The sequence below is a fragment of the Chryseobacterium gregarium DSM 19109 genome (assembly GCF_000430845.1).
GTDB classification, from domain to species: domain Bacteria; phylum Bacteroidota; class Bacteroidia; order Flavobacteriales; family Weeksellaceae; genus Chryseobacterium; species Chryseobacterium gregarium.
The window spans coordinates 221,818-243,928 of record NZ_AUMU01000002.1 but is presented as its reverse complement, the minus strand read 5'-3'; the positions used below and the strand labels follow the sequence as shown (position 1 = coordinate 243,928).

Below are 22,111 nucleotides of genomic sequence, written 5' to 3'. Positions count from 1 at the left end.
GAGAAAATGCTCTGAGTTTTTTGTTATCTGATATTTTTCTTTACTGCCTGTTTCAGCACTTCGTAGTCTCCCGGGCTCATTGATTTTTGCGGAAACATATAATTGTACTTCCCTTCCAGAGCAATAAATTTCTCACCGGCCTCTGCAGAAGTAAACTCGGTCCAAAGACAGGTTTCTTTCTCATTATTGATATTTACCGTAAAAATTTTCTTATTGAATTTAATCTGGTAAATTTCCGCGTTTTCCAAAGTCTTCAGGTAGGCAGTGACTTCCTTTTTCCATCGTGACACTTTATTAACCGCTACGGAAAGAAAAATGACACAAAGAAGAAATAAAAAGCTGACAAAATATAAAATCCCGAATTTTTCTTTGCTGAAATCATCTTTAAAGATGAACAGAATGGCCAGAATCAAACCTACAATTAGGGTCGTAACGGTTTTTCCTTTTGTGGCTGATGAAAATAAAAGGCTTCCTGAAGTACCGCTGAAGTAGACGTCTTCAAAATCTTTCCTGTTGATCTGTAAATTGATGATTTTATCGTCGTTCATCTTAAGATGGTTTAATTGGCCTTAACCGTTCTTTTGCAAAACTAATTAAATATCCTCATATCTTTCACGAATTACAGAAAGTTTGTTCATCAGTTCGCGGTTTTTCTGTTTCAGGTCATCCATTTTCTGAAGCATTTCATGGATCACTTCCAGTCCCGGAAGATTAATGTCCAGGTCGTAATGCCAGTTGGTAAATTTTTCAAAATAATGTAAATCATCATACATCAGATACCGTGTTTCATTTTCTGTATGGATATTCAGTAAACCGGAATCCACCAGCTCATCAAAAAAAGTGATTTCTATATTGTATATTTTTACGAGCTCTTCCCTCGATATTCTTTCGTTCATAGCCTAGGAATTTTTAAGTTGTTCAAAGAGTTCTTTCTGCTTTTCGGTAAGATAGGTAGGCAGTTTTACTTCATAGGTCACAAATAAATCCCCATACTGCCCGTCCTTTTTGTAAACCGGAAATCCCTTTCCTTTCAGCCTTACGGTCATGCCGTTCTGTGTGCCGGATTTTACTTTGAGGCTGACACTTCCGCTGAGGATATTTACATTTACTTCTCCGCCCAACACGGCAGTATACAGATCGACGGTTACTTTTGTTTTCAGGTCATTACCGGATCTTTCAAAATCCGGATCTGCAGGAATGTTGAAGGTGATGTATAAATCCCCGGCCGGACCGCCGTTGTGCCCAGGATTTCCGTGGCCTTTCAGCTTGATCTGCTGGCCGTCATGCACGCCGGCCGGAATGGTAATTCTTACTTTTTTTCCGTTGATTTCAAAAGTTTGGGTATGGGTAGCTGCAGCATCCTTTAAACTTAACGTAAGTTCCGCCTGTACATCCTGCCCCTTGAATTTCCCTGAAGCACTTCCTCTCGAACTTCTGCCAAAGCCTCCTCCCGCACCGCCGAACATGCTCTGGAAAAAATCTGAAAAGTCTTCGTCTTCCCCGAAATCATTTCCTGAAAATCCGCCTCCGAAGTTCCCGCTCTCATTCTGATATTGCCTTTGCTGCTGTTGCTGTGCCTTTTCATATTCTTCGCCATGCTTCCAATGTTCTCCGTATTTATCATACTTCGCACGGTTTTGCGGATTGCTGAGCACCTCATTTGCTTCGTTCAGCTCTTTAAACTGCCTTTCCGCTTCTTTGTCATCGGGATTAAGATCAGGATGCAGTTTTCTTGCCTGTTTCCGGTACGCTTTTTTAATATCGTCCTGGGTTGCGTTTTTGTCTACGCCTAAAATTTTATAGTAATCAATATAAGCCATAGAAACCTTTTTACCCAAATTTAAGCATTTTAAGACTTAAAAATATATAACGGAATGTTAAAAATAAACCTACCTTTGAGTAAAAGCGCTGTATGAAAGAGATCATCAGAAACTACTCCGGTATTTTACTTTTACTGTCGGGCATCATTGCGGGAAGCATTCTCGGAATCGTTGCCCCCGCTGTCGTTGATTATGTAAAACCTTTGGGAGATATTTTCCTTAATCTTCTCTTTGTCAGTGTCGTGCCTTTGGTATTTTTTGCCGTTTCCAATTCTATTGCTTCACTGGAGCAGCAATCAAAATTCGGGAAGATTATGGTGACCATGGCTTTCACCTTTCTTTTTTTCATTCTTACCGCTGCCATCTTTACGATTGGTACTGTTTATTTATTTCCGGTTTCAGGAATTTCGGGAAGTAAGGCAATGGTTGAAGAAGCTATAAATAATGACAGCTGGGGAAACAGGATTGTCAGCTTTTTTACTGTCGGGGAGTTTACACAGCTTTTTTCCAGGCAGAATATGCTGGCTCTGTTGATTTTTGCTTTCATGACCGGTTTTGCCGCCAGAAAAGCGGATGAAAAAGGCCAGGCTTTCAGGATGTTCATTGCTTCAGGCTATGAAGTGATGAAAGAACTCCTTATGCTGATCATGAATATCGCTCCTATTGGCCTGGGTGCATATTTTGCGTATCAGGTGGCTACTCTGGGGCCTCAGTTATTCGGGTTTTATGCAAAACCTTTAGGATTATATTATGCAGCCGGAATTGTGTATTTCCTGGTTTTCTTTTCCCTGTATGCTTTCATTGCCAAAGGCCGCAACGGCGTAAAAAGTTTCTGGACAAATGCTGTTTATCCTACCCTAACCGCTCTGAGTACCTGCAGCAGTTTTGCCACGATGCCTGCGAATCTGGCGGCAGCATCTAAAATCGGAGTTCCAAATCAAATCGCCAATATCGTAATCCCTATCGGGACGACCCTGCATAAAAACGGTTCTTCGATGTCTTCAATCATCAAAATTTATGTGGCTTTCCTGATTATCGGAAGGGATTTCTTCGATCCAGTCAATCTTCTGCTGGCTTTGGGAATTACGGTTTTCGTAAGCATTGTGGCAGGCGGAATCCCGAACGGCGGGTATATTGGTGAAATGCTGATGATCTCAGTATACAAATTACCTCAGGAAGCGATTCCGGCCGTGATGATTATCGGGACGCTGGTAGACCCATTGGCTACGGTTCTTAATGCAGTCGGCCAGTTGGTGGCTTCAATGTTTGTGAACCGGTTTGTGAAGGTTTAATTGAGCAGATAGAATATATTAAATTGTATTGAGATTAACATGAATCCCTTTTATAAATTTATAGGCTTATATGACCATCTGAGTTTTAACATTGAGATGGAAAAATCTCATTTCTTTGCAAGTCTGAAAAAGATCACTTATAGCACTAATACAACATTCATCACATTAATTCCTGATTACGGTATCCCTACAAGATTTGAATACAGGGGAACTGTTAATAAAAATGATTTTATAATTAAAAGAAGAAGACATTTTTTTGATTATAATGTTTTTCATTGCATTATAAAAGGAAATATTTCAGAAAAAGATAATACAACCTATATTCAGATGGAATTTACTCCTTTCACTTTCCATTTTCTGACTGCCATCTTAGCACTGCTCCTTTTCCTAACTATTTCTGCAGCAGAGATTGTAAATTATAATAATTATTTTATTATTGCTTTTCCATGCATCATCGGAATCAGCGAGTATTTTATTTTAAAAAGAAATATAAAAAGAGATAAATATGATTTTGAAAGAGAAATAAATTTCATGCTTCAAAAAAATAGTCAATTCAAAAATTATAAATAATCTATTTATTCACTGCGTTTTACCGGCTCTAAATTTTCATATTCCTCTTTGTTAAAAAGCTTATAATGCACTTTAAACGTTTTTCCCAATGGGGTTTCCAGGGAAAAACCACCCGGTCCGAAACCGTCGGTAACATCCAGTGTGAAATGTGAATACTGCCAGTATTCAAAAAGATCCCGGTCAATCCAGAATTCATGGCCGTTGATGGTTCCAATCATGGCATCATTCATTCTCGGGTAAAAGCCTCCTTTTTCAAAGCATTGCGGCTGGGTACCTTCGCAGCAGCCCCCGGCCTGGTAGAACATAAGTTCGCCGTATTTTTTTTCGAGTTCCCAAATAACCTCAAGGGCTTTTTCCGTAACGGATACTCTGGATATTGTGATCTGCATATTATTTGATTTTTATGGATTTGATTCCGGCTCGTTGTAAAGACGTAATTTTTTAATAAATATTTTTAAAGTGAAGTGGCTGTTTACCTTCTTCCATAATGGTGTTTATTAACATTAAAAAGTCCGGCCAATTAATTTCAGCCGGACCTTTAGCGTTTATCATACTTGTTTACCTCAGCATTATCTGTAAATCTGCTGCAATTCCTGTTCCTTACCCTATAAGTTAAACCGTATTTTGCGTGAGGGATAGAAAGGGTCTTGCTGAAAGCAAGAGTGCGAAGCGAAGCGTAGCACCGAAACGAAGTGGAGCCCTGCATAGCCCGACCGTTTTTGCCCCGGCCCTGTTTAGCTGAGGCAATAAACGGGCACGCCCTAACTTTATTTAAAAAAATCCTAATTTGTTCTTGTTGTATGAAATCAGCATATTTTTGGTCTGGCGGTAATGGTCCAGCATCATTTTATGGTTTTCCCTGCCGATTCCCGACTGCTTGTATCCACCGAACGGCGCTCCTGCAGGATAAGAATGGTACTGGTTTACCCAGACTCTTCCCGCCTGGATCTTACGCGGAACATTATACAGCTGGTGTGCATCCCTTGTCCACACGCCTGCTCCCAATCCGTAAATCGTATCGTTGGCAATTTTAATACCTTCCTCTTCATCCTTGAATGTAGTGAATGCCAGTACCGGCCCGAAAATTTCCTCCTGGAAAATCCTCATCCTGTTGTTTCCTTTGAAGATAGTCGGCTGGATATAATATCCGTTCTCAAGGTCTTCACCCATATGGCTGACATCACCTCCGACCAGCACTTCCGCACCTTCTTCTTTTCCTAACTGGATGTAGGAAAGGATTTTATCTTTCTGGATCTTGGAAGCCTGCGCGCCCATCATCACCGTTTTATCCAGCGGGTTTCCTACTTTAATCGCTTTTACCCTTTCGATTACTTTTGCTATGAAGGCATCCGCAATATCTTCCTGAACCAGCAATCTGGACGGACAGGTACAGATTTCCCCCTGATTCAGGGCAAAAAGGACAGCTCCTTCAATTGCTTTATCCAAAAATTCATCATCTGCATCCATTACCGAACTGAAGAAAACATTCGGGGACTTACCACCCAGCTCCAGGGTTACCGGAATGATGTTTTCTGTAGCATACTGCATCACCAGACGGCCTGTAGCCGTAGATCCCGTGAATGCCGCTTTGTTCACTTTAGGATTGGTCACCAGTGCCCTTCCGAGTTCTGCGCCGAAGCCATTGACGATATTAACAACTCCCGGAGGAAGCAGGTCTCCGACAAGCTCCATTAAGACCAGGATGGAAATCGGTGTACTTTCTGCCGGCTTTAAAACCACGCAGTTCCCTGCTGCCAGCGCCGGTGCCAGTTTCCATACGGCCATCAGTATCGGGAAGTTCCATGGAATAATCTGGGCAATGACACCCAGCGGCTCATGAACAATCAGAGAAACGGTATCTTTATCTAGTTCATTGTGGGACCCTTCGTCTGCCCTGATCACAGAAGCAAAATACCTGAAATGGTCAACAGCCAGCGGTATATCCGCGGCCAGCGTTTCTCTTACCGCTTTACCGTTATCAATGGTTTCGACGGTCGCCAGATCTTCAAGGTTCTGCTCGATCCTGTCGGCTATTTTGTTTAAAATAATACTTCTTTCCGTAGATGAAGTATCTTTCCAGGTCTGGAATGCTTTCTCCGCAGCATTGACAGCCAGTTCCAGATCTTCTTTGGACGAATGTGCTGCCTGGGTGAAATTTTTCCCGTTTACCGGAGAAACCACATCGAAATATTGCCCGTTTACCGGTGCGGTGTATTTCCCGTCAATATAATTATCATATCTGCTTTTAAATTTAGGCCACTGTAAAATGGTTCCTGATTCCTGTTCTGTAACTGTACTCATTTTAATAATTTTAATTTTTGATGATCCTAAGTTACCGTTCCCTACATTAATCGTATAGCACAATCGTACAAAAAAACTTCATAATCGTACGTACCACGAATTTTATCATTTCATTAACAGTTGCTTAGCCTGATAATTTTTATATTTGGGTAAAACAGGCACCAAACCTATTCAGCAATGAACAATTCTAAATTTTTACTCCATACCCCTGAATTAAAGCGGCAAAACCAGCTCTTGCATCTCGTTGAAAACCAGACCGTATTCAATATGAGCAATTGTGAATTCAGCATCTATGAAACGCACCAGGCATCTTTTGACGTAAAACTGCATTTTGACACCATTGCTTTTACAGCCATGCTCCGCGGGAAAAAGCACATGAAGCTAGAGAACAAAACCGGCTATTTTGATTACCTTCCGGGAGAAAGCATGCTGATAGCACCGGGCGAAACGATGGTGATTGATTTTCCTGAAGCTGATGAGACGCCGTCACAGTGCATTTCCCTGAGGCTGAACCCAGAATTTATTGAAGATTCCCTGAATCATTTAAACTATTACAGCCCGAAAGCAGATGAAACGTCGCAGTGGAACATTGAGCTGGATGAATATTTCCTTTTCAATAACCCTTCACTGGCTTCTGCCACCAACAATATCATGCGGATTGCCATGGACGACAATTCTCAAAAAGATATTATGGCGGATTTTGCCGTGAAAGAACTTCTGATCCGCCTGATGCAGACCCAGGCGAGGAGCATGGTAGAAAAAAACCGCGCTAAACATAAATCAAGGATCAGCTTTGTGGTGGATTACATCAGGAAAAACCTTCATCAGAAACTGTCGGTGGACAGCATTGCAAAGCTGGCATACGTTAGCAAATCCAATTTCTTTAAAATGTTTAAGGATGAACTGGGCACTTCCCCCAATGAATTTATTCTGCACGAAAGAATAACCAAAGCCAAAGAGCTATTGGCAAGCCGGAACAGCATCAAGGAAACCGCTTACCAGACCGGTTTTTCGGATACGAATTATTTTACGAGGGTATTTAAGCAACTGGTGGGAACTACCCCAAAGAGTTACCAGGATAACATTTTATTTCTGAATAATAACTGATCATGATATCCCCTAAAGATATTATCGAATATCTATTTGGTGTTAAAATCAGCAGGAAAGCAGACTGGATTATTAATTCATTGATCTTAGCCTTTATTATATCAATGGCATTCATCATAATGAAAAGTAAGCACTCCGGATGAAATGCTTACTTTTTTTATTGGATTACTTTTGATAATCATAGTACCTTGCTCCCTTCAGAACCGGGTTCTGCGATTCAATATTTTTTAATCCGAAACCTTTATAGTCTTCATTAACGGATGCTTCCAACTGTTTCCGGTGCAGTTTTTCATACGTTTCAAAATCAATGGCGGTCCTGTTTTTTAAGTTTTCAAACAGGTTCCATTTCTCAGCTACTTTTTTCCAGTTTTCCGAAATTTTTCCGGCAAAGACTTTTGATTTGGAACCGCTTCCGTAAGCCAGAAACCCGATTTCCTGTCCGGCCAGTTCTTCATGTTCATCAAAAGAAACCTGCAGGGCAGAAAGCAGGGCCATAAAAATGGAAGCCGTATACATATTGCCGATTTCTGATGAGGCCCTTTGGGACTTTTCTATTTTATCACTGATGAACCGAATATAGTCCGGTGATTTTGCCACCGCTTTTTGTTCTTCAGGATTTGAGTACGGGAGCCCTTTTTCCAGGCTGTAAATTTCCGTGAAGACCCTTTTGCCATGAAAAGCATAGGGAAGGTGGAAAATCAGGTATTTCCAGTTTTCATAAGGCTTCGCTGTTCCGGTAATCTTTTTGTAATGGTCGTAGGCTTCCCGGATTCTATCCTGGTAGCACTGATTGGAATACTGACCGTCAAAAACCGGCTCATCGGTAAAAATTTCTATTTTATCCGGGAAATTTTCCGGTGCATTGATAAGATCCTGTTTATTGAAACTCCGCCTCGGCTTGAAAAAATCGAAAACGCTTTCTGTAGCAACCCCCCATTTGTTTTCAATTTCCAGCAAATCCGGCTTTGCAGAAACCAAAAGGGCTACGGCACCTCCGCCCTGTGTATATTCCCCGGAAGAGTCCAGCTCGTATTTGGCATAATCACTGGCCATCACCACTGCTTTTTTATCCGGATTGGCTCTTACAAAATCCAGTGAATTATGAAGAGCGTCTACCGCTCCGATGCAGGCAAAGGTCATATCCACCACATCACAGTTTTTAAAGCATCTTTCCCCGAATTCCTGTTCCAGTACTTTTTCAGTCATCTGCATGGCATAAGAAGCCGTCGGTTTCGCCGCATCCAATGCACTTTCGGTACCTAAGTAAATTCTTGCTATGTCTTTCGGTTCGAGCCCGTAGTCTTTTATTAATTTTAATAAAGCTTCTGCTGCAAAAGTTGCAGCGTCTTCATGCACATCGGGAAATCCCATTTTATGCAGGCCCAGCCCTTTTTCAAGCTTTGCAGGTTCTATCCCCCTTTTTTCTGCCAGTTCTTTAATTTCCAAATATAATGAAGGTACATAATAGCTGGCTGCTTCAATTCCGAAAGTCATAGTATTAAATTTTAATACGAATTTAAAAAATGTAAACGTTTAACCGGTGATGATATTTGACAGATTTTACAAAATGGATGTTAAAATATGATATGAAACTAAAAAAAGCACCTCTTTTCAGAAGTGCTTTTGAGTTTTTAAATAATTATATGATTATTTAAAATTTTCTATGGCTTTATTAATGGCATCAATCTGCTTATTGATGCTTGCCGCATTTTGAGGATTCTGTTTCAGAAGCTCTGTTTTTTTACTCAGACCGTCTTTCAGCATTTGGGAAATCATCATTTTCACCTGAGGATTGTCCCCCATCTGTCCTTTTGCCTGGGTTACTATTTTTGTAATGCTTTCCGTTGCTTTAAGGTTATCAGAACTCATAATCCAGTTATACCCTTCTTCTGCAGATTTCCCCAATTCTGGATTCTGGAATTTAATAAAAGGATAAAATGCAACAAGCTGAGCAATATTCGACATCTGGGAAGTCACTTTATTTTTCACGACAATCGGAAGCATCTGGCTCATTAGGGTTTCTGATGCGCCATCAAGATCGATTTTTTCGGCCAGGGCACCCGCTCTTGAAGGATCAACAGCTACCACCGCACTTACGGAATTGCCTTTCACAGCATTTGAAACTGCATTCACTCCTTTTTCAAATACCGGAAGGTATTTTTTATCCTTTGTTTTTGCCAATGCTGAAATTGCCGCTGCCTGAACCAGTGTTTTCGGGTCTTTTGAAGCCAGTTTTTCCACATCGGAACCTAATGCTTTAAACTGTTCCGGATTTGAAAGATCCATTAACTGCAATGCCTTAATTCTTGTTCGGAAATAAGGGTCTTTTAATGCTGCAGCCAGTAATTTTGTTGCTGCCGGATTTTTCCCCACTTGTTCTTTAATTCCGTTCAAAGCATTGTATCTGCTTTTGAATTCTTTGGAACCGGTGTACTGCATCAGGTTCTGCTCGGGCGTTTTCGTATCGGTAATTTCTGCCAGTAAAACGCCGTCTGCATTGATGTTTACCAGATCTGCATTTTTAGAAGTATCAAAACTGAAAATATTTTTCGCCTCCGCATTTACCCAGACATTGTATCTTTTGGGCTTTCCGTTATCATAAACATCGATTGCCAGAGGGAACTGGAACAGCTGTTCCTGCGTCTGCTCGATGGTGACAGCAATCTGCTTTTTCACAGGCTCGAAAGTATAGGCATATTTAATTTTCGGGTTGCCGCTTCCGAAATACCATTGGTTAAAGAACCAGTTCAGGTCTTTCCCTGACACTTTTTCAAATGACAGCCTCAACTGATGGGCTTCAGCGTTCTGATATTCATTGGTTTTCAGATAATCCTGCATTCCTGCAAAAAAGGCATCATCACCCAGGTAATTTCTCAGCATGTGAAGGATCCCGCCCCCTTTCTGATAGGTAACCAGATCGAATACGTCTTCACGGGAATCATAATCGAATCTTACCAGATCTTTCTTAAAATCGGAAGGATTGTGAATGTAGTTATTCACATCTTTCATCTGATGGTAATCAGCCTGGTCTTTTCCGTATTTATATTCATTCCAGAGGTATTCGGAATAGTTGGCAAAAGATTCGTTGACCGTTAAGTTGCTCCAGCTTTCCGCTGTTACCAGATCCCCGAACCAATGGTGGAACAATTCATGGGCGATGGTATCTTCCCAGGTATTTTCATCAATTAACTGCCCCGGTTTCTGTAAAATATCGCTTCCGTGTAAGGTTGCCGTAGTATTTTCCATGGCACCGCTCACATAATCCCTTCCCGAAATCTGCGCATATTTTGCCCATGGATAATCATACCCCAGCCTTTTGGAGAAGAACTCCATCATTTCCGGCGTATTTCCGTAAATCTGTTTGGCGTATGGTTCATACTCTTTTTCGATATAGTAATCAACCGGAATATTCCTCCATTTGTCTTTTACGATTGCATATTCGCCTACGCCCATGAAGAAAAGATAAGTAGAATGCTTTTTATCCATTACCCAGTGGTCTGTTCTAAGGCCGTTAGCTTCTTTCTGCGAGTCTTTTAAGATTCCGTTGGAAAGCGTTACATATTTATCAGGAACCGTCATGTAGATTTCCTGAGTCGTTTTCTGGTTGGATTTGTCTATGGTCGGGAACCATGCGGAAGAAGATTCCGTTTCGCCCTGCGTCCAGATCTGGGTCGGCTTGTCTGCATCTTTTCCCTGTGCGTTAATAAAATACAAGCCTTTGGCATCGTTAATGGCTGCACTGCCCTCCTGTTTTACTTCGTTCGGGCGGGAGGTATATTTGATATATACCGTATAATCCTGATTTTTTTGATATGTTTTATCTAAAGTAATTTTCAGTACATCATCCTTATAATCATATTTTAAAGAAGATTTTTTACCATTGATATCCAATGCGACTTCATGAATCAGCATTCCTTTGGCATCAAGGGTCAGTTCATTTGTCGGATAGAAAAATGGAGCGGCTGTCAGCCATTCTTCCCCGTTCATCTGCTCTTTCTGATAATCGAAATTTACTTTCAGTTTGGTGTGCCTGAGTTCCGTTACTTTGGTATGGGTAGCCCGGTAGACTTTTTCCTTTCCTGAGGTTTCGGTTTGTGCTGCTGTATTCACGGAAAAGAAAATTCCTCCCAGGATAGCAATCGATAAAACGGCTTTTTTCATTTTTATGTATTACTTATTTTTAGAATTATTTTTAGTTAAAATGTCGAAAATATCATTGACCACAGTCTCATAATCCCCCTTCTTGAACTGTTCTTTGGTTTTGTGAAATGCTTTCTTCAGCTCGCTTTCCGGATTTTCATCGTCTATGATTTCTACAGCCTCCACACCTTTCATCTGAAGGATGGCATTTTTTAATGCTTCAAGGTCTGCTGTTTCTTCGGTATTGATTTTTAAATATTTCATTGTCTTATTCTTTTGTAAAGGTATTTTTTGTTCCTCCCTGTGTAATGACAAACTGATTTTTTGCCGGATAAAAATCGATAATGATTCCGGCCGTATCAAATTTAAATCTGGTATCCGAAGTTGCCTCCAAAGGAAATGCGCCTTGTCCGGTGGCCTGTGCCATCAGTTTTTTGTCATTGATAAAGATATTGATTTTTAAAGGAATGTCTTTACCAGAATACATTCCCACAAATTTCTGAAGTTCATTCTCAGGAATTTCAAGTGTTTTGAAACCGGGCATTTCAAAGTCTTTCCCCATTGCAGTTTCTATCATTTTAATTGAAATCTCATTGGTATCCATATCCGATTGGTTGGTGCTAAAAGCCATGGCCACCTTCAGATCAGGAAAATAAAATAATGCAGAGCCGAACTTATCAATTCCTCCGGTATGCCCGAAGCCCCAATCTTTATCAAAAGGAACTTTTAACAGTCCGTAACCATAACCATCAATAAAGTTTTTCATCTTCTCCAGGCTTTCTTTTTTGATCAGTTTTCCGTGTTCCAAGCCAAGGATGAATTTCAAAAGTTCGGTTGGCGTTGAAATAATATTTCCTGCCCCCATCGGAATACTCATATCCGTTTCGGATGAAGCTTCATATTTCCCGTTGGTATACTGGTAAGATTTTGCCTGATTTTTTGAGGTGTCAATTTTTCCTCCCGCTTCCGTTAAAGTTAATTTTAAAGGCCTCGCAATTTTTTCCTTAATTAATTCTGCATATGATTTTTTATACACTTTTTCAAGAATAAAACTCAGCAAAATATAATTTGAATTACTGTACTCAAATTTCGTCCCCGGAGCAAAGTCACTCGGATATTTTTTAATAATATCAATTAAACCGTTCTCTGTCTGAGGTTTTGTATTGTATTGCCAATAGTCTGCTTCGTTGGTAATATTATGGATTCCCGTTCTGTGCTGCAGTAGATTTTCAACCGTAATTTTATCTGCATTGGGAATCCGAGGATAGAAATCCGAAAGTTTTTTGTCTGAAGAAAGTTTTTTATCTTCTATCGCTTTCATGACCAGAACGGCAGTAAAAGTCTTGCTGATCGAACCAATACGATATTGGGTATTCATATTGGCTTTCTGCTGTTTCTCAATATCAGAGAATCCTACAACTTTAAGAAAATTCGTCTGATTTTTATCTGAGAAGGCAAAACTCCCCATCGCCTTATGGTGTACAAACAGGGAATCCAGATAGTTTCCCAGTTTTTCCTTTACATTATTCTGAGAAAAAGCAATACCTGAAATGCTTACTACTGAAAGAAAAAGTAACTTTTTTATCATGCATTGAGATTTAATCAATAGGTTGAAAAAATCCGGTGAATGTTACAAAAAAAAGTGAAGTTTTGTGCTTCACTTTTTTATATTTTATTTATCAAACAGTTTCTGAATATTTTCCAGATTACCTTTTAAAGGAAGAAATAATAAAATCTCTACATCATCTGTTTTAACATCGAAATATACTTTAACCTGTTTCTTTCCCAACAACGCAAATTGTAATTCGCTATCTGAATCTATTGTCGGATATGAAACTATTCTGTCTTGAAATGACTCAACTAATTTATCTAAATCCCGTTTAAATAATTAATTTCCTTTTTGGTCCAGTGTTCACTTAAAAAATCATTGATTTTCCTAAGACTTTCAATCGCAATGCAATGTCCGAAAATATTATTTTCATTACTTCTTAAAAATACAATCCATTAATTCTTTGGAATATTCCTGATATTCTCCATTTTTAATTTGACTTCGACTTCTTTTAATTATTTCTTTAAACTCATCAGAATTCTCAGTCTCTTCCCATGAATCAACTTTATCATTTTCAGAAACCTCAATACTGTTAATACCCTTTATCTGCGATAAAAGTTTTTTGATGAAAGGGATATCTGCGTATTCATCTGAACTGATTTTAATTTCCATAATCTCTGAATCTGAACTGAAGTTAATGAAATTATTATTAAAAAATTAAATCGCAACAGGCGCTTTTATCCCCGGATGCGGATCGTAATTTTCCAGCGTAAAATCTTCAAAATCAAAGCTGAAAATATCTTTGATTTCAGGATTTAATTTCATGGTCGGAAGCGGCCTTGCTTCTCTTGACAACTGCCTGTTCACCTGTTCGAAATGATTATTGTAAATATGCACGTCCCCGAAACTGTGAACATAATCCCCCACTTCCAGATCGCAGACCTGAGCGACCATCATCAACAGCAATGCATAGCTCGCAATATTGAAAGGTACTCCCAGGAAAACATCTGCGCTTCTCTGGTATAGTTGAAGTGATAATTTTCCGTCTGCTACATAAAACTGAAACAGCGCATGGCAGGGTGCCAGGGCCATATTGGGGATTTCGGCAACATTCCATGCGGAAACGATCAGCCTTCTGGAATCCGGATTTTTTTTGATCTGGTCAATTACCTCCGTGATCTGGTCAACCACTTTCCCGTCTGCACCGTTCCAGCTTCTCCACTGGGCACCGTAAACAGGGCCCAGGTCTCCGTTTTCGTCTGCCCATTCGTCCCAGATTGAAACGCCGTTGTCTTTTAAATATTTAATGTTGGTATCGCCTTTTAGAAACCAGAGCAATTCATAGATAATCGATTTCAAATGCACTTTTTTGGTCGTCACCAATGGGAAACCTTTGGACAGGTCATACCTCAGCTGATACCCGAAAACACTTCTGGTTCCGGTTCCCGTCCTGTCGGTTTTGTCTGTTCCGTGATCTGCAATATGCTGTAAAAGGTCTAAATAATTCTGCATCCTGAAAAAGCTGTTTTATGGCTCAAATTTAAAGAATCTAAATTAAAAGACCGAATAAAAACCATTCATTTTGCCAATAGGCTGTACTGCCGTATTATATCTGATCAACTTAATTTAAGCCTAAAATAAAATCATCAGCGATTTAAGTCTTCAGGCTGATTTGAGCTTCAGTTGTTATTCTGAAACGGGCTACCAAATTTCCTCAATGGTCTGCCTGACTGTATTGATAAAGAAACTCTGTCCTTTTGACAATCCTGCCATGGCTTTTACCAAAGGCGATTCGGAAGACACCGTCATAATCTTCCGGTTGTCCAGGACGATTTCCCCAACCGAAGCGGCAATATAAAAAAGTCCTTTATCGGTTTTTACCAAAGCGCCGTTCTGTACTTTTGATGAAGGTTCATCTGTTATTTTCTGAATTAACATCTGCTGGTTCAGCGTTTCATTTAACTGCCTTTGAAGATTATTGATCTCCTGCTGAAGCATTTCCCTGCCGGTTTCATATTTATCCCCCATCGAGCTTTTGGTATCATTGCTTGAGGCTCTGGTTTCTGCAATCAGATTTTCGAAATTCTGAATTTTCCCGGTAATTTTATTTCGTGCTATTTCTGCTATTTTAGATTTATCCATATGCTGTTCATTTGGCAAAGATTCCAAATGTATTAAATAAATTTTAATGTTGAGGTGATATAATACAAAAGCAGGCTGCCATTGATTCCGGCAGCCTGTTATTTGCTTATTTAAATTCAGTTTTTATTTTTCAAAAACGGCGAAATCCGACACTTTGAAATTAAAATTTTTGTCTTCGTCAAAATTCTTTTTCGTTTTGTCAAAAACATTTTTGAAAGCCCCGGCTACCTGTTCATCTTCAATACTGAAGTTCACAGGCTCTTTTGACATATTTAAAACCACCAGCATTTCATCTTTCCCGTTTTTTCTCACGTAGGCTAAAATCTTATCATTGGCCGTTGTATTCAAAAGATACGTGGTGACATTCGGGTCGCCTCCTCTCAGGGCCGGATTTAATGATTTCAGATTGAATAAGCTTTTATAGAAATCTGCAGACGCGTAAGTGCCGGTCCATGCAATAGGGTCTTTTTCGAAGAATTCCAATCTTTTCAGGTTTGGAAGCTCCTGACCAGAATACAGTAAGGGAATCCCGTTCCAGGTAGCGGAAAATACGGCCATCGGCTTGGTAATATCCCCATATTTTTCATATTCCGTCCCGTTCCATGAATTCTCGTCGTGGTTGGTCGTAAACCATGCCCTTATAGAACCGTCCCCGATCTTTGAATATTGCATCAAAAGATCTTTAAGCTCCTGAAGCGGCTGGTTTTTCTTGTAATAATCCTCGGATTTATGCATCCATTTCCAGGAGTAGCTGGCATCGAAGACTTTTCCGTATTCCGGATTTTCAAGTTCGTCATATTCCCCTATCCAGAAAAGAGGCTTTATTTTTTCAACTTCAGGACGGGCCTGCTGCCAGAAATCCACTTCTACCCATGAGGCAAGATCGCACCTGAAGCCGTCGATACCGGTTTCCCTGATCCAGAATTTCATGGCATCGATCATGGCGAGCCGCATTTCCTGATTTGTATAATCCAGTTCTATAATATCATCCATCCCCGAAGCCATATGGAATTTTCCATCTGGGTCTTTCAGATAAAATTCAGGATGCGTTTTGGTCCAGACATGGTCCCAGCCGGTATGGTTGGCCACCCAGTCGATGATCACCTTGAATCCTAACCGGTGTGCTTCATTCACCATGCGTTTAAAATCTTCCATCGTTCCGAATTCCGGATTAATGGAGGTATAATCCGAGGCGGCATACTGGCTTCCGAGACTTCCCTTCTTATTTTGCTGCGCAATCGGAGTAACCGGCATAAACCAAAGGGTTTCTACCCTCATGGCTTTCAGTCTCGGCATTTCTTTCGCAAAGGCATTGAACGTCCCTTCTTTGGTATATTGTCTTACATTGACTTCATAAATGTTAGTGGTATGTTTCCAGTCTTTCGGCAAATCTGTCATATCTTTTTTTATATTTTGAGTAGCACACGAAGTCATTCCAATGCTTATGGCTGCGATTAAGATTAACTTTTTCATTCAGTCTCTTTTAACAAAAATAGGAATTGTGACTGAAAGAAGGTCATGATAAGGCGTGAATTTTATGTATCAGAACAATTTAGGAAACAAGGCTAACTGCTAAAAAGCAGAAGATAAATCTGACGGTAATTTTAAAAAATAAAAGATTTTTATTAAAATGAAACAGTCACTTGTCTTATCATTGTTCAGGTTAAAAAAAGCCCCGAATTTTCATTCAGGGCTATATATAGCTGTTTTTCTGTTTAATTATCTTTCATCTTCATTATCGTCTTCATCGAAAACATCATCGTTGTAATCCTCTTCTTCCTCGTCATCAAAACTATCATCGTCTTCATCTGCAAAGTTCCCGCCGGCTACCAAATCATCATCAAAACCAAAATCGTCATCCAGTAAAGGCATGGCTGATTTCTTTTTAGATCCTCCGGCAGCGCTTTTGATAGGCGCTTTCAAAGGGACGTTTCCGAATCTGTATACCGTGATCGGATAATTTACCCCTTTTGTTTCTTCAATGATCTCAACCAGCTCGCAGAAAAATTCCCAAAGATCAAGGAACCCATACTGGAACTGCGCTTTGTTACCTGTATTTTCGAAAGCCTCGTCAATGTAAACATCCGACATAATTTCGCCGTCGCCGTCATCACTCATATCTTCCAGCGGAATCCCTTTTATAATCGTACCGTCTTCTTCCAGCAGATTAAATGTAGAAAGTTCCTCTCCCTGCAGGCTGAACGCGCTTTTAATACCTAAATGTAAGTTCCATAGCGTCTGTTTTCCTTTAACTTCGATATCCCGGAAAATATCTTCTTTTGCATCTAATATTACGCGGATTTTATAAACCATCAGTTTTTAAATTACTTTTTTGCCTTTATTATTATGATAAATCTCTATTGCAAATATAAAATAAATGAGATGGGACAAAAAAATATTTATTGATTTTTTAAAACATTTTTTTTCCTTACATTTTGCCGGAATTATTTGCTTTTTTCAAGCATAAAACTGAATTTCGTCCCTTCGAGATAGACACTCTCCGCGGTGATATTTTCGTTGTGGGCCTCAAGGATATGCTTTACAATCGCCAGGCCAAGCCCTGAACCGCCTTCTCTTCTGCTGCGGCTGGTTTCTACACGGTAAAACCTTTCAAAAATCCTGGGCAGGCTTTCCGATTTGATTCCCATTCCGTTATCTATCACCTCGATTAAAACCTTATTTTTAAGAATGCTTGTTTTGACCGCTACTTTTGCTTCCTGACGGTTGGCATAATGTATGGCATTAGAGATCAGATTGATAAAAACCTGTGATATTTTCTGCTTATCCGCCTCCACGAAAATCTGCGGCTGCAGGGTCTGGATCTGTAAGGTCGCATTGTGTTTTTCGGCTTCAAGGTCCAGAAGATCGAAAATTTCCTTGATGAGTATATTAACATCAAATTTTGAAACGGTCAGATTAATTTCTCCCGCTTCCAACCGGTTGATCATATCCAGGTCGGTAACAATCGCGATCAGCCGTTCCACGGATTTATCAATCCGTTCGAGGTATTTATCACGGATCACCAAATTATCGACACCGCCATCCAGCAAGGTTTCCACATACCCCTGAATGGAAAACAACGGGGTTTTAAGTTCATGGGAAACATTTCCGATGTATTCTTTACGGTAGCTTTCCATTTCTTTCATCATATCAAGCTCGGTGATTTTTTTCTGATTGAGATCTGAAAACCGTTCACCTAATTCCTTAATGGTAATATTCTCATTGTCATGGGTAACAATTTCCTGCGGCAGAATCCGGGAAAGTCCGCGCACTTGCTTTTTACCGTAATAATTAAAGAGTAATTCCAGGACGATGTAATTGATGATAAAAAGAAGTACGAGACAGATAAAAAGCCCGATTTTGAAGAAAGGAGTTCTGTAATAGAGATCCTTCAGCGAATCAAAAATGATGACTAACAGGAACATCACCAGTGTCAGGAGACAGGAGGCGACAAGGGTAAGTTTGTAAAATTTCAATTTTACATTATTTTAAGGTTGATACGTAAAGGTAAGAATTGAAACGGGTATTAAGCAATAAGTTTATATCCAATTCCTTTTAATGTCTGAATCGTATTGATTCCCAGTTTTTCTCTTAATCTCCTGATGTGTACATCAATGGTTCTCTCCCCTACAATAACATCATTACCCCATACTTTTTCAAGAATTTCTTCTCTTTTGAAAACTTTTTCGGTGTTGGATGCCAGTAAATAAAGAAGATCAAATTCTTTTTTCGGGAGCAGGAACTGCTGTCCGCTTTTAGAAACCCTGAAATTGTCTTTATCTATAATCAGGTCACCGATTTCAATAAGCTTGGCATTATCCGAAACCTGTGAGGTTAACTGCAACAGCGCATTGACTTTGGAGATCAGGATTTTCGGTTTGATCAATTTAACGATATAATCATTGGCACCTGCCTGAAAGCCTGCCAGCTGCGAAAACTCTTCGCTTCTTGCCGAAAGAAAAACAATTAAGGTTTTCTGGAGCTCCTTGATTTTACGAAGTTCCTGGCAGGTTTCAATTCCGTCTTTTTCCGGCATCATCACATCCAGCAGGATCAGATCAGGAACAATTTCCTTTGCTTTGTCAATACCTTCGTTACCGTTGGTGGCTGTATAGATATCATAGCCTTCCTTTTCCAAATTATAAGACAGGATTTCTAAAATATCCAGTTCATCATCTATCAGGAGGATTTTCTTTTGGTTCATTTTTGATTTTTACGAGTCAAAGTTAATGATATTTTAATCACAGTTTAACAAAACAAACATCGTTCACATAAAGTTAACAATAATGCCCTTTTCTTAATGTTTAGTTAAGGAAAAATTAAATTTCACTAAACCATTTACCCCGTCAATGTTCCCTTCCTTTGCACCGAAAGAATATAGTAAGATAAAGTACAATGAAAAAACAATTCCACAAGAGCATTATGCTACTTGCCTTGTTTTCTGCAGGCTTTGCTTTTGCACAAAGTCAGGTATTAGAAGGTAGGGTATTGGATGAGAAAGATAATACTCCTATTGAAGGGGTAAAAGTAAAGGTAAATGATCAGGAAGTAATGACTGACATTTCCGGAAACTACTCTTTCAATCTTCCACCCGGAACCAATTACATTATAACAGTAACATCCAATGGATATAATAGAAAAGAAATCAGTGAGGTCATTGTAAAAAATGATGCCAATACTCATCTTGATATCGTTTTGGATAAACCATCTACCAAAGAAAAACAAATCGAAGGAGTTGTCATAAAATCCAACGCCAGAAAAGAAACCATTGCTTCTACAATCGGTTTACAAAGAAATTCAGGAGTAGTTTCGCAGGTTATCGGTGTTGAAGCTATTAAAAGAAGCCCGGACAGAAATACAGGTGAAGTGCTGAAAAGGGTCTCGGGTGTGAGTTTATTTGAGGGAAGATATATTGTCGTAAGAGGTTTATCAGACCGTTATAATCAGGCTATGCTGAACGGTATTCAATTATCAAGTACAGAGCCGGACAGAAAAACGTTCTCCTTTGATCTTTTCCCTGCAAACGTTATTGAAACCCTTGTTATCAACAAAACTTTCATTCCTGAATACAGCGGTGAATGGGCAGGCGGATTGATCCAGGTAAATACCAAAGATATTCCAAACAAAAACTTTTTCAATGCGCAGGTGGGTGTAGGAGGAAACTCTATTACCATGGGTCAAGAGTTTAAGATGCAAAAAGGAGGAAAATGGGATTTCTTAGGAATTGACGACGGATCAAGAAAACTCCCTGCCGGTATGCCTGCAAAAAATGCATTCAACACGTTGGATGATGCCACTAAAACAGGATTCGGAAAACAATACGTAAAAAACTTAGGATACAATACAATCGGTTATCCGGAGAATGTAAATCTACAATTGGACGGAGGTTTCAATACGAAGCTTTTCGGAAAAGATTTAGGCGTTATTGCGGTTTTAAACTACAGCAACAACAAGAGAAAAATTGAAACAGCAAACAGCTTCTTTACCATCAATGGACCTCTTGCTGACACGAACTTCGATTATTACACTGAAAAATATCAGAATGACGTTATTTTGGGAGGTTTACTAAACCTTACTTTAAAACTGAACAGCAACAACAAAATTTCCCTGAAGAACATCATTACCAACAATACGGTAAATCACATGTCTTTCAGAACAGGAAAAGATTTTGAATTTGATCCTGTAAACGGAACAAATATCATGGCAAGAGAGATCGGATTTAAAGAAACCACTTTCTATAATTCTACTCTGAAAGGAACACACAAAATTGATGCTTTAGGAGGTCTTACTTTCAATTGGTACGGAAGTTTCGGTATTTTGGATCAGTATATTCCATTATTACAACGTCTTCAGTACAACCAATATCCTGACATCAACGGAAGCCCTTATTTGGCTTTGATTTCAAACGGACTTTCTCAAAAATCAGGAAGTGTATTCTACTCTACGCTTAGCGATTATTTATATAATGCAGGTGGAGATGTATCTAAAACTTTTGAGATGTTTGGACAAAAGCAAACTGTAAAAGGAGGATATTTATTCCAGGTAAAAGACCGAGTTTATAACTCAAGACCTTTCTCTGTAAGACTTGAAGGATATAATCAAGGATTGCTTTCTCAGCCTTTCGAAACAATTTTCAGCCCTGAAAACTTCGGAACAGACGGAACTAAATTCAATTTCGACGAAATCTCAGGAAACCAGTACAGATATATTGCCAATACGATTCTTAATGCAGGGTATTTGCAGATGGACAGCAACTTTACGCCCTGGTTCAGAGCAGTATACGGTTTAAGAGTTGAAAACTTCGATCAATTGGTGGGAAGCACAAAAAGAAGCGATGACCGTTTTGTAAACACTCGTGTCACTGACTTTTTACCCGCTTTAAACATGACATTCAAGTTAGCGAATAACATGAATTTACGGGTTGCAGGTTCGCAGACTGTGGTAAGACCGGAATTCAGGGAAGTTTCTCCATTGGCCTATTATGATTTCGATTTGGGAGCTACCGTTGTCGGTAACAAAAACATCCAGAGAACTAAAATCACCAATGCAGACGTTCGTTGGGAATGGTATCCGAGAAACGGAGAAATCCTTTCGGTGGCAGGTTTCTATAAAAACTTCAAAAACCCTATTGAATTATATTTTAATCAATCCGGTGCAGGAACAAGTAACACGTTCAACTATTTAAATGTAGATAAAGCGGATGCTTACGGAGCTGAATTAGAATTCAGAAAAAAACTTGATTTCTTCAGTGCTCTTAAGAACTTTACTTTAGGTGGAAACTTCGCTTTAATTAAAAATAAAGTAACCGACGAAGCTACGAAAACCGACAGACCGATGCAGGGACAATCTCCTTACACGGTAAACGTAAGCCTTCAATATGACACTGAAAATACAGGCTGGACTTCAACTGTACTTTTCAACATGATCGGAAGAAGAATCCTTTATGTAGGAAACGATCAGGTTCCGCCAATCTGGGAAAACCCAAGACCGCTTCTTGATTTCCAGGTGGCAAAAAAAATCTGGCAGAACAAAGGAGAAATCAAACTTAACGTTTCAGACATTTTAAACAGACATGCGAAGTTCTACCATGACCTGAACAATAACAAAAAGTATGATAACGCCGATGCGCTTGCTATAGACAGGGTAACAGGAACTAACGTAAGTCTGACACTTGCCTACAGCTTTTAATT

General features: G+C 39.5%; 20 protein-coding genes. 4 read left to right on the top strand and 16 right to left on the bottom strand.

Annotated elements, in window-relative coordinates; genetic code table 11:
* Nucleotides 1-23: 23 nt before the first annotated feature.
* The 3 genes from H561_RS0103910 to H561_RS0103900 are packed head-to-tail and all read right to left on the bottom strand — an operon-like array spanning nt 24 to nt 1,820.
* Nucleotides 24-548: a hypothetical protein gene (locus tag H561_RS0103910; RefSeq protein WP_027385829.1), complete on the bottom strand. Its 525-nt coding sequence runs from the start codon at nt 546-548 to the stop codon at nt 24-26.
* A 45-nt stretch (nt 549-593) separates the two neighbouring features.
* A complete protein-coding gene (locus H561_RS0103905; RefSeq protein ID WP_027385828.1) occupies nt 594-896 on the bottom strand; it encodes a chaperone modulator CbpM in 303 nt (100 codons plus the stop codon).
* Nucleotides 897-899: 3 nt separating this feature from the next.
* Complete coding sequence (locus H561_RS0103900; RefSeq protein WP_027385827.1) at nt 900-1,820, bottom strand: DnaJ C-terminal domain-containing protein; 921 nt, start codon at nt 1,818-1,820, stop codon at nt 900-902.
* Between the two features lie 92 nt (nt 1,821-1,912).
* Here H561_RS0103900 and H561_RS0103895 point away from each other — a divergent pair, with 92 nt between their 5' ends.
* Nucleotides 1,913-3,112, top strand: coding sequence for a dicarboxylate/amino acid:cation symporter (locus tag H561_RS0103895; RefSeq protein WP_027385826.1), 1,200 nt, complete (start codon nt 1,913-1,915; stop codon nt 3,110-3,112).
* A 96-nt stretch (nt 3,113-3,208) separates the two neighbouring features.
* Nucleotides 3,209-3,682 carry a hypothetical protein gene (locus H561_RS0103890; protein ID WP_162143020.1) on the top strand — a complete coding sequence of 158 codons (474 nt, stop codon included), beginning with the start codon at nt 3,209-3,211 and terminating at the stop codon, nt 3,680-3,682.
* 5 nt (nt 3,683-3,687) lie between these two features.
* Here the strand turns inward: H561_RS0103890 and H561_RS0103885 are convergent, their stop codons facing one another.
* A complete protein-coding gene (locus tag H561_RS0103885; RefSeq protein WP_027385824.1) occupies nt 3,688-4,071 on the bottom strand; it encodes a DUF779 domain-containing protein in 384 nt (127 codons plus the stop codon).
* Between the two features lie 382 nt (nt 4,072-4,453).
* The gene (locus H561_RS0103875) at nt 4,454-5,983 is read right to left on the bottom strand and encodes an aldehyde dehydrogenase family protein (protein ID WP_027385823.1); all 1,530 of its coding nucleotides are present in this window, start codon (nt 5,981-5,983) and stop codon (nt 4,454-4,456) included.
* 177 nt (nt 5,984-6,160) lie between these two features.
* Between H561_RS0103875 and H561_RS0103870 the strand changes: the two genes are divergently transcribed.
* On the top strand, nt 6,161-7,090 hold the full coding sequence (locus H561_RS0103870) for an AraC family transcriptional regulator (RefSeq protein WP_027385822.1): 930 nt from the start codon (nt 6,161-6,163) through the stop codon (nt 7,088-7,090).
* A 165-nt stretch (nt 7,091-7,255) separates the two neighbouring features.
* Here the strand turns inward: H561_RS0103870 and H561_RS0103865 are convergent, their stop codons facing one another.
* From H561_RS0103865 to H561_RS0103805, 11 genes are all read right to left on the bottom strand, one after another.
* Nucleotides 7,256-8,584 (bottom strand): hydroxymethylglutaryl-CoA synthase family protein, encoded by a 1,329-nt coding sequence (locus tag H561_RS0103865; protein WP_027385821.1) that lies wholly within the window; start codon nt 8,582-8,584, stop codon nt 7,256-7,258.
* 153 nt (nt 8,585-8,737) lie between these two features.
* Nucleotides 8,738-11,251: a M1 family metallopeptidase gene (locus H561_RS0103855; RefSeq protein ID WP_027385820.1), complete on the bottom strand. Its 2,514-nt coding sequence runs from the start codon at nt 11,249-11,251 to the stop codon at nt 8,738-8,740.
* A gap of 9 nt (nt 11,252-11,260) precedes the next feature.
* Complete coding sequence (locus tag H561_RS0103850) at nt 11,261-11,494, bottom strand: hypothetical protein (RefSeq protein ID WP_027385819.1); 234 nt, start codon at nt 11,492-11,494, stop codon at nt 11,261-11,263.
* Between the two features lie 4 nt (nt 11,495-11,498).
* Nucleotides 11,499-12,818 (bottom strand): serine hydrolase domain-containing protein, encoded by a 1,320-nt coding sequence (locus H561_RS0103845; RefSeq protein WP_027385818.1) that lies wholly within the window; start codon nt 12,816-12,818, stop codon nt 11,499-11,501.
* A gap of 393 nt (nt 12,819-13,211) precedes the next feature.
* Entirely contained in the window at nt 13,212-13,451 is a 240-nt protein-coding gene (locus H561_RS0103835) for a heavy-metal-associated domain-containing protein (protein WP_027385817.1), read from the bottom strand.
* A 45-nt stretch (nt 13,452-13,496) separates the two neighbouring features.
* A complete protein-coding gene (locus H561_RS0103830; protein WP_027385816.1) occupies nt 13,497-14,291 on the bottom strand; it encodes a thymidylate synthase in 795 nt (264 codons plus the stop codon).
* A 189-nt stretch (nt 14,292-14,480) separates the two neighbouring features.
* The gene (locus H561_RS0103825) at nt 14,481-14,921 is read right to left on the bottom strand and encodes a hypothetical protein (RefSeq protein ID WP_027385815.1); all 441 of its coding nucleotides are present in this window, start codon (nt 14,919-14,921) and stop codon (nt 14,481-14,483) included.
* 123 nt (nt 14,922-15,044) lie between these two features.
* On the bottom strand, nt 15,045-16,394 hold the full coding sequence (locus H561_RS0103820) for an alpha-amylase family glycosyl hydrolase (protein WP_027385814.1): 1,350 nt from the start codon (nt 16,392-16,394) through the stop codon (nt 15,045-15,047).
* 246 nt (nt 16,395-16,640) lie between these two features.
* A complete protein-coding gene (locus H561_RS0103815; RefSeq protein ID WP_027385813.1) occupies nt 16,641-17,234 on the bottom strand; it encodes an IS1096 element passenger TnpR family protein in 594 nt (197 codons plus the stop codon).
* Nucleotides 17,235-17,365: 131 nt separating this feature from the next.
* Nucleotides 17,366-18,397 (bottom strand): sensor histidine kinase, encoded by a 1,032-nt coding sequence (locus H561_RS0103810; protein WP_027385812.1) that lies wholly within the window; start codon nt 18,395-18,397, stop codon nt 17,366-17,368.
* A gap of 50 nt (nt 18,398-18,447) precedes the next feature.
* Nucleotides 18,448-19,125: a response regulator gene (locus H561_RS0103805; protein ID WP_027385811.1), complete on the bottom strand. Its 678-nt coding sequence runs from the start codon at nt 19,123-19,125 to the stop codon at nt 18,448-18,450.
* A gap of 191 nt (nt 19,126-19,316) precedes the next feature.
* Here H561_RS0103805 and H561_RS0103800 point away from each other — a divergent pair, with 191 nt between their 5' ends.
* Nucleotides 19,317-22,109, top strand: a complete 2,793-nt coding sequence (locus tag H561_RS0103800) for a TonB-dependent receptor domain-containing protein (RefSeq protein ID WP_027385810.1) — start codon at nt 19,317-19,319, stop codon at nt 22,107-22,109.
* The last annotated feature ends 2 nt before the right edge of the window (nt 22,110-22,111 follow it).

Excerpts from the sequence above, each read along its gene's own strand:
- H561_RS0103900 (WP_027385827.1), bottom strand. The coding sequence starts at position 1,820 with ATGGCTTATATTGATTACTATAAAATTTTAGGCGTAGACAAAAACGCA.
- H561_RS0103835 (WP_027385817.1), bottom strand. The coding sequence starts at position 13,451 with ATGGAAATTAAAATCAGTTCAGATGAATACGCAGATATCCCTTTCATC.
- H561_RS0103800 (WP_027385810.1), top strand. The coding sequence starts at position 19,317 with ATGAAAAAACAATTCCACAAGAGCATTATGCTACTTGCCTTGTTTTCT.
- H561_RS0103825 (WP_027385815.1), bottom strand. The coding sequence starts at position 14,921 with ATGGATAAATCTAAAATAGCAGAAATAGCACGAAATAAAATTACCGGG.
- H561_RS0103885 (WP_027385824.1), bottom strand. The coding sequence starts at position 4,071 with ATGCAGATCACAATATCCAGAGTATCCGTTACGGAAAAAGCCCTTGAG.
- H561_RS0103815 (WP_027385813.1), bottom strand. The coding sequence starts at position 17,234 with ATGGTTTATAAAATCCGCGTAATATTAGATGCAAAAGAAGATATTTTC.
- H561_RS0103805 (WP_027385811.1), bottom strand. The coding sequence starts at position 19,125 with ATGAACCAAAAGAAAATCCTCCTGATAGATGATGAACTGGATATTTTA.
- H561_RS0103890 (WP_162143020.1), top strand. The coding sequence starts at position 3,209 with ATGGAAAAATCTCATTTCTTTGCAAGTCTGAAAAAGATCACTTATAGC.
- H561_RS0103870 (WP_027385822.1), top strand. The coding sequence starts at position 6,161 with ATGAACAATTCTAAATTTTTACTCCATACCCCTGAATTAAAGCGGCAA.
- H561_RS0103905 (WP_027385828.1), bottom strand. The coding sequence starts at position 896 with ATGAACGAAAGAATATCGAGGGAAGAGCTCGTAAAAATATACAATATA.
- H561_RS0103910 (WP_027385829.1), bottom strand. The coding sequence starts at position 548 with ATGAACGACGATAAAATCATCAATTTACAGATCAACAGGAAAGATTTT.
- H561_RS0103895 (WP_027385826.1), top strand. The coding sequence starts at position 1,913 with ATGAAAGAGATCATCAGAAACTACTCCGGTATTTTACTTTTACTGTCG.
- H561_RS0103875 (WP_027385823.1), bottom strand. The coding sequence starts at position 5,983 with ATGAGTACAGTTACAGAACAGGAATCAGGAACCATTTTACAGTGGCCT.
- H561_RS0103855 (WP_027385820.1), bottom strand. The coding sequence starts at position 11,251 with ATGAAAAAAGCCGTTTTATCGATTGCTATCCTGGGAGGAATTTTCTTT.
- H561_RS0103850 (WP_027385819.1), bottom strand. The coding sequence starts at position 11,494 with ATGAAATATTTAAAAATCAATACCGAAGAAACAGCAGACCTTGAAGCA.
- H561_RS0103845 (WP_027385818.1), bottom strand. The coding sequence starts at position 12,818 with ATGATAAAAAAGTTACTTTTTCTTTCAGTAGTAAGCATTTCAGGTATT.
- H561_RS0103830 (WP_027385816.1), bottom strand. The coding sequence starts at position 14,291 with ATGCAGAATTATTTAGACCTTTTACAGCATATTGCAGATCACGGAACA.
- H561_RS0103820 (WP_027385814.1), bottom strand. The coding sequence starts at position 16,394 with ATGAAAAAGTTAATCTTAATCGCAGCCATAAGCATTGGAATGACTTCG.
- H561_RS0103865 (WP_027385821.1), bottom strand. The coding sequence starts at position 8,584 with ATGACTTTCGGAATTGAAGCAGCCAGCTATTATGTACCTTCATTATAT.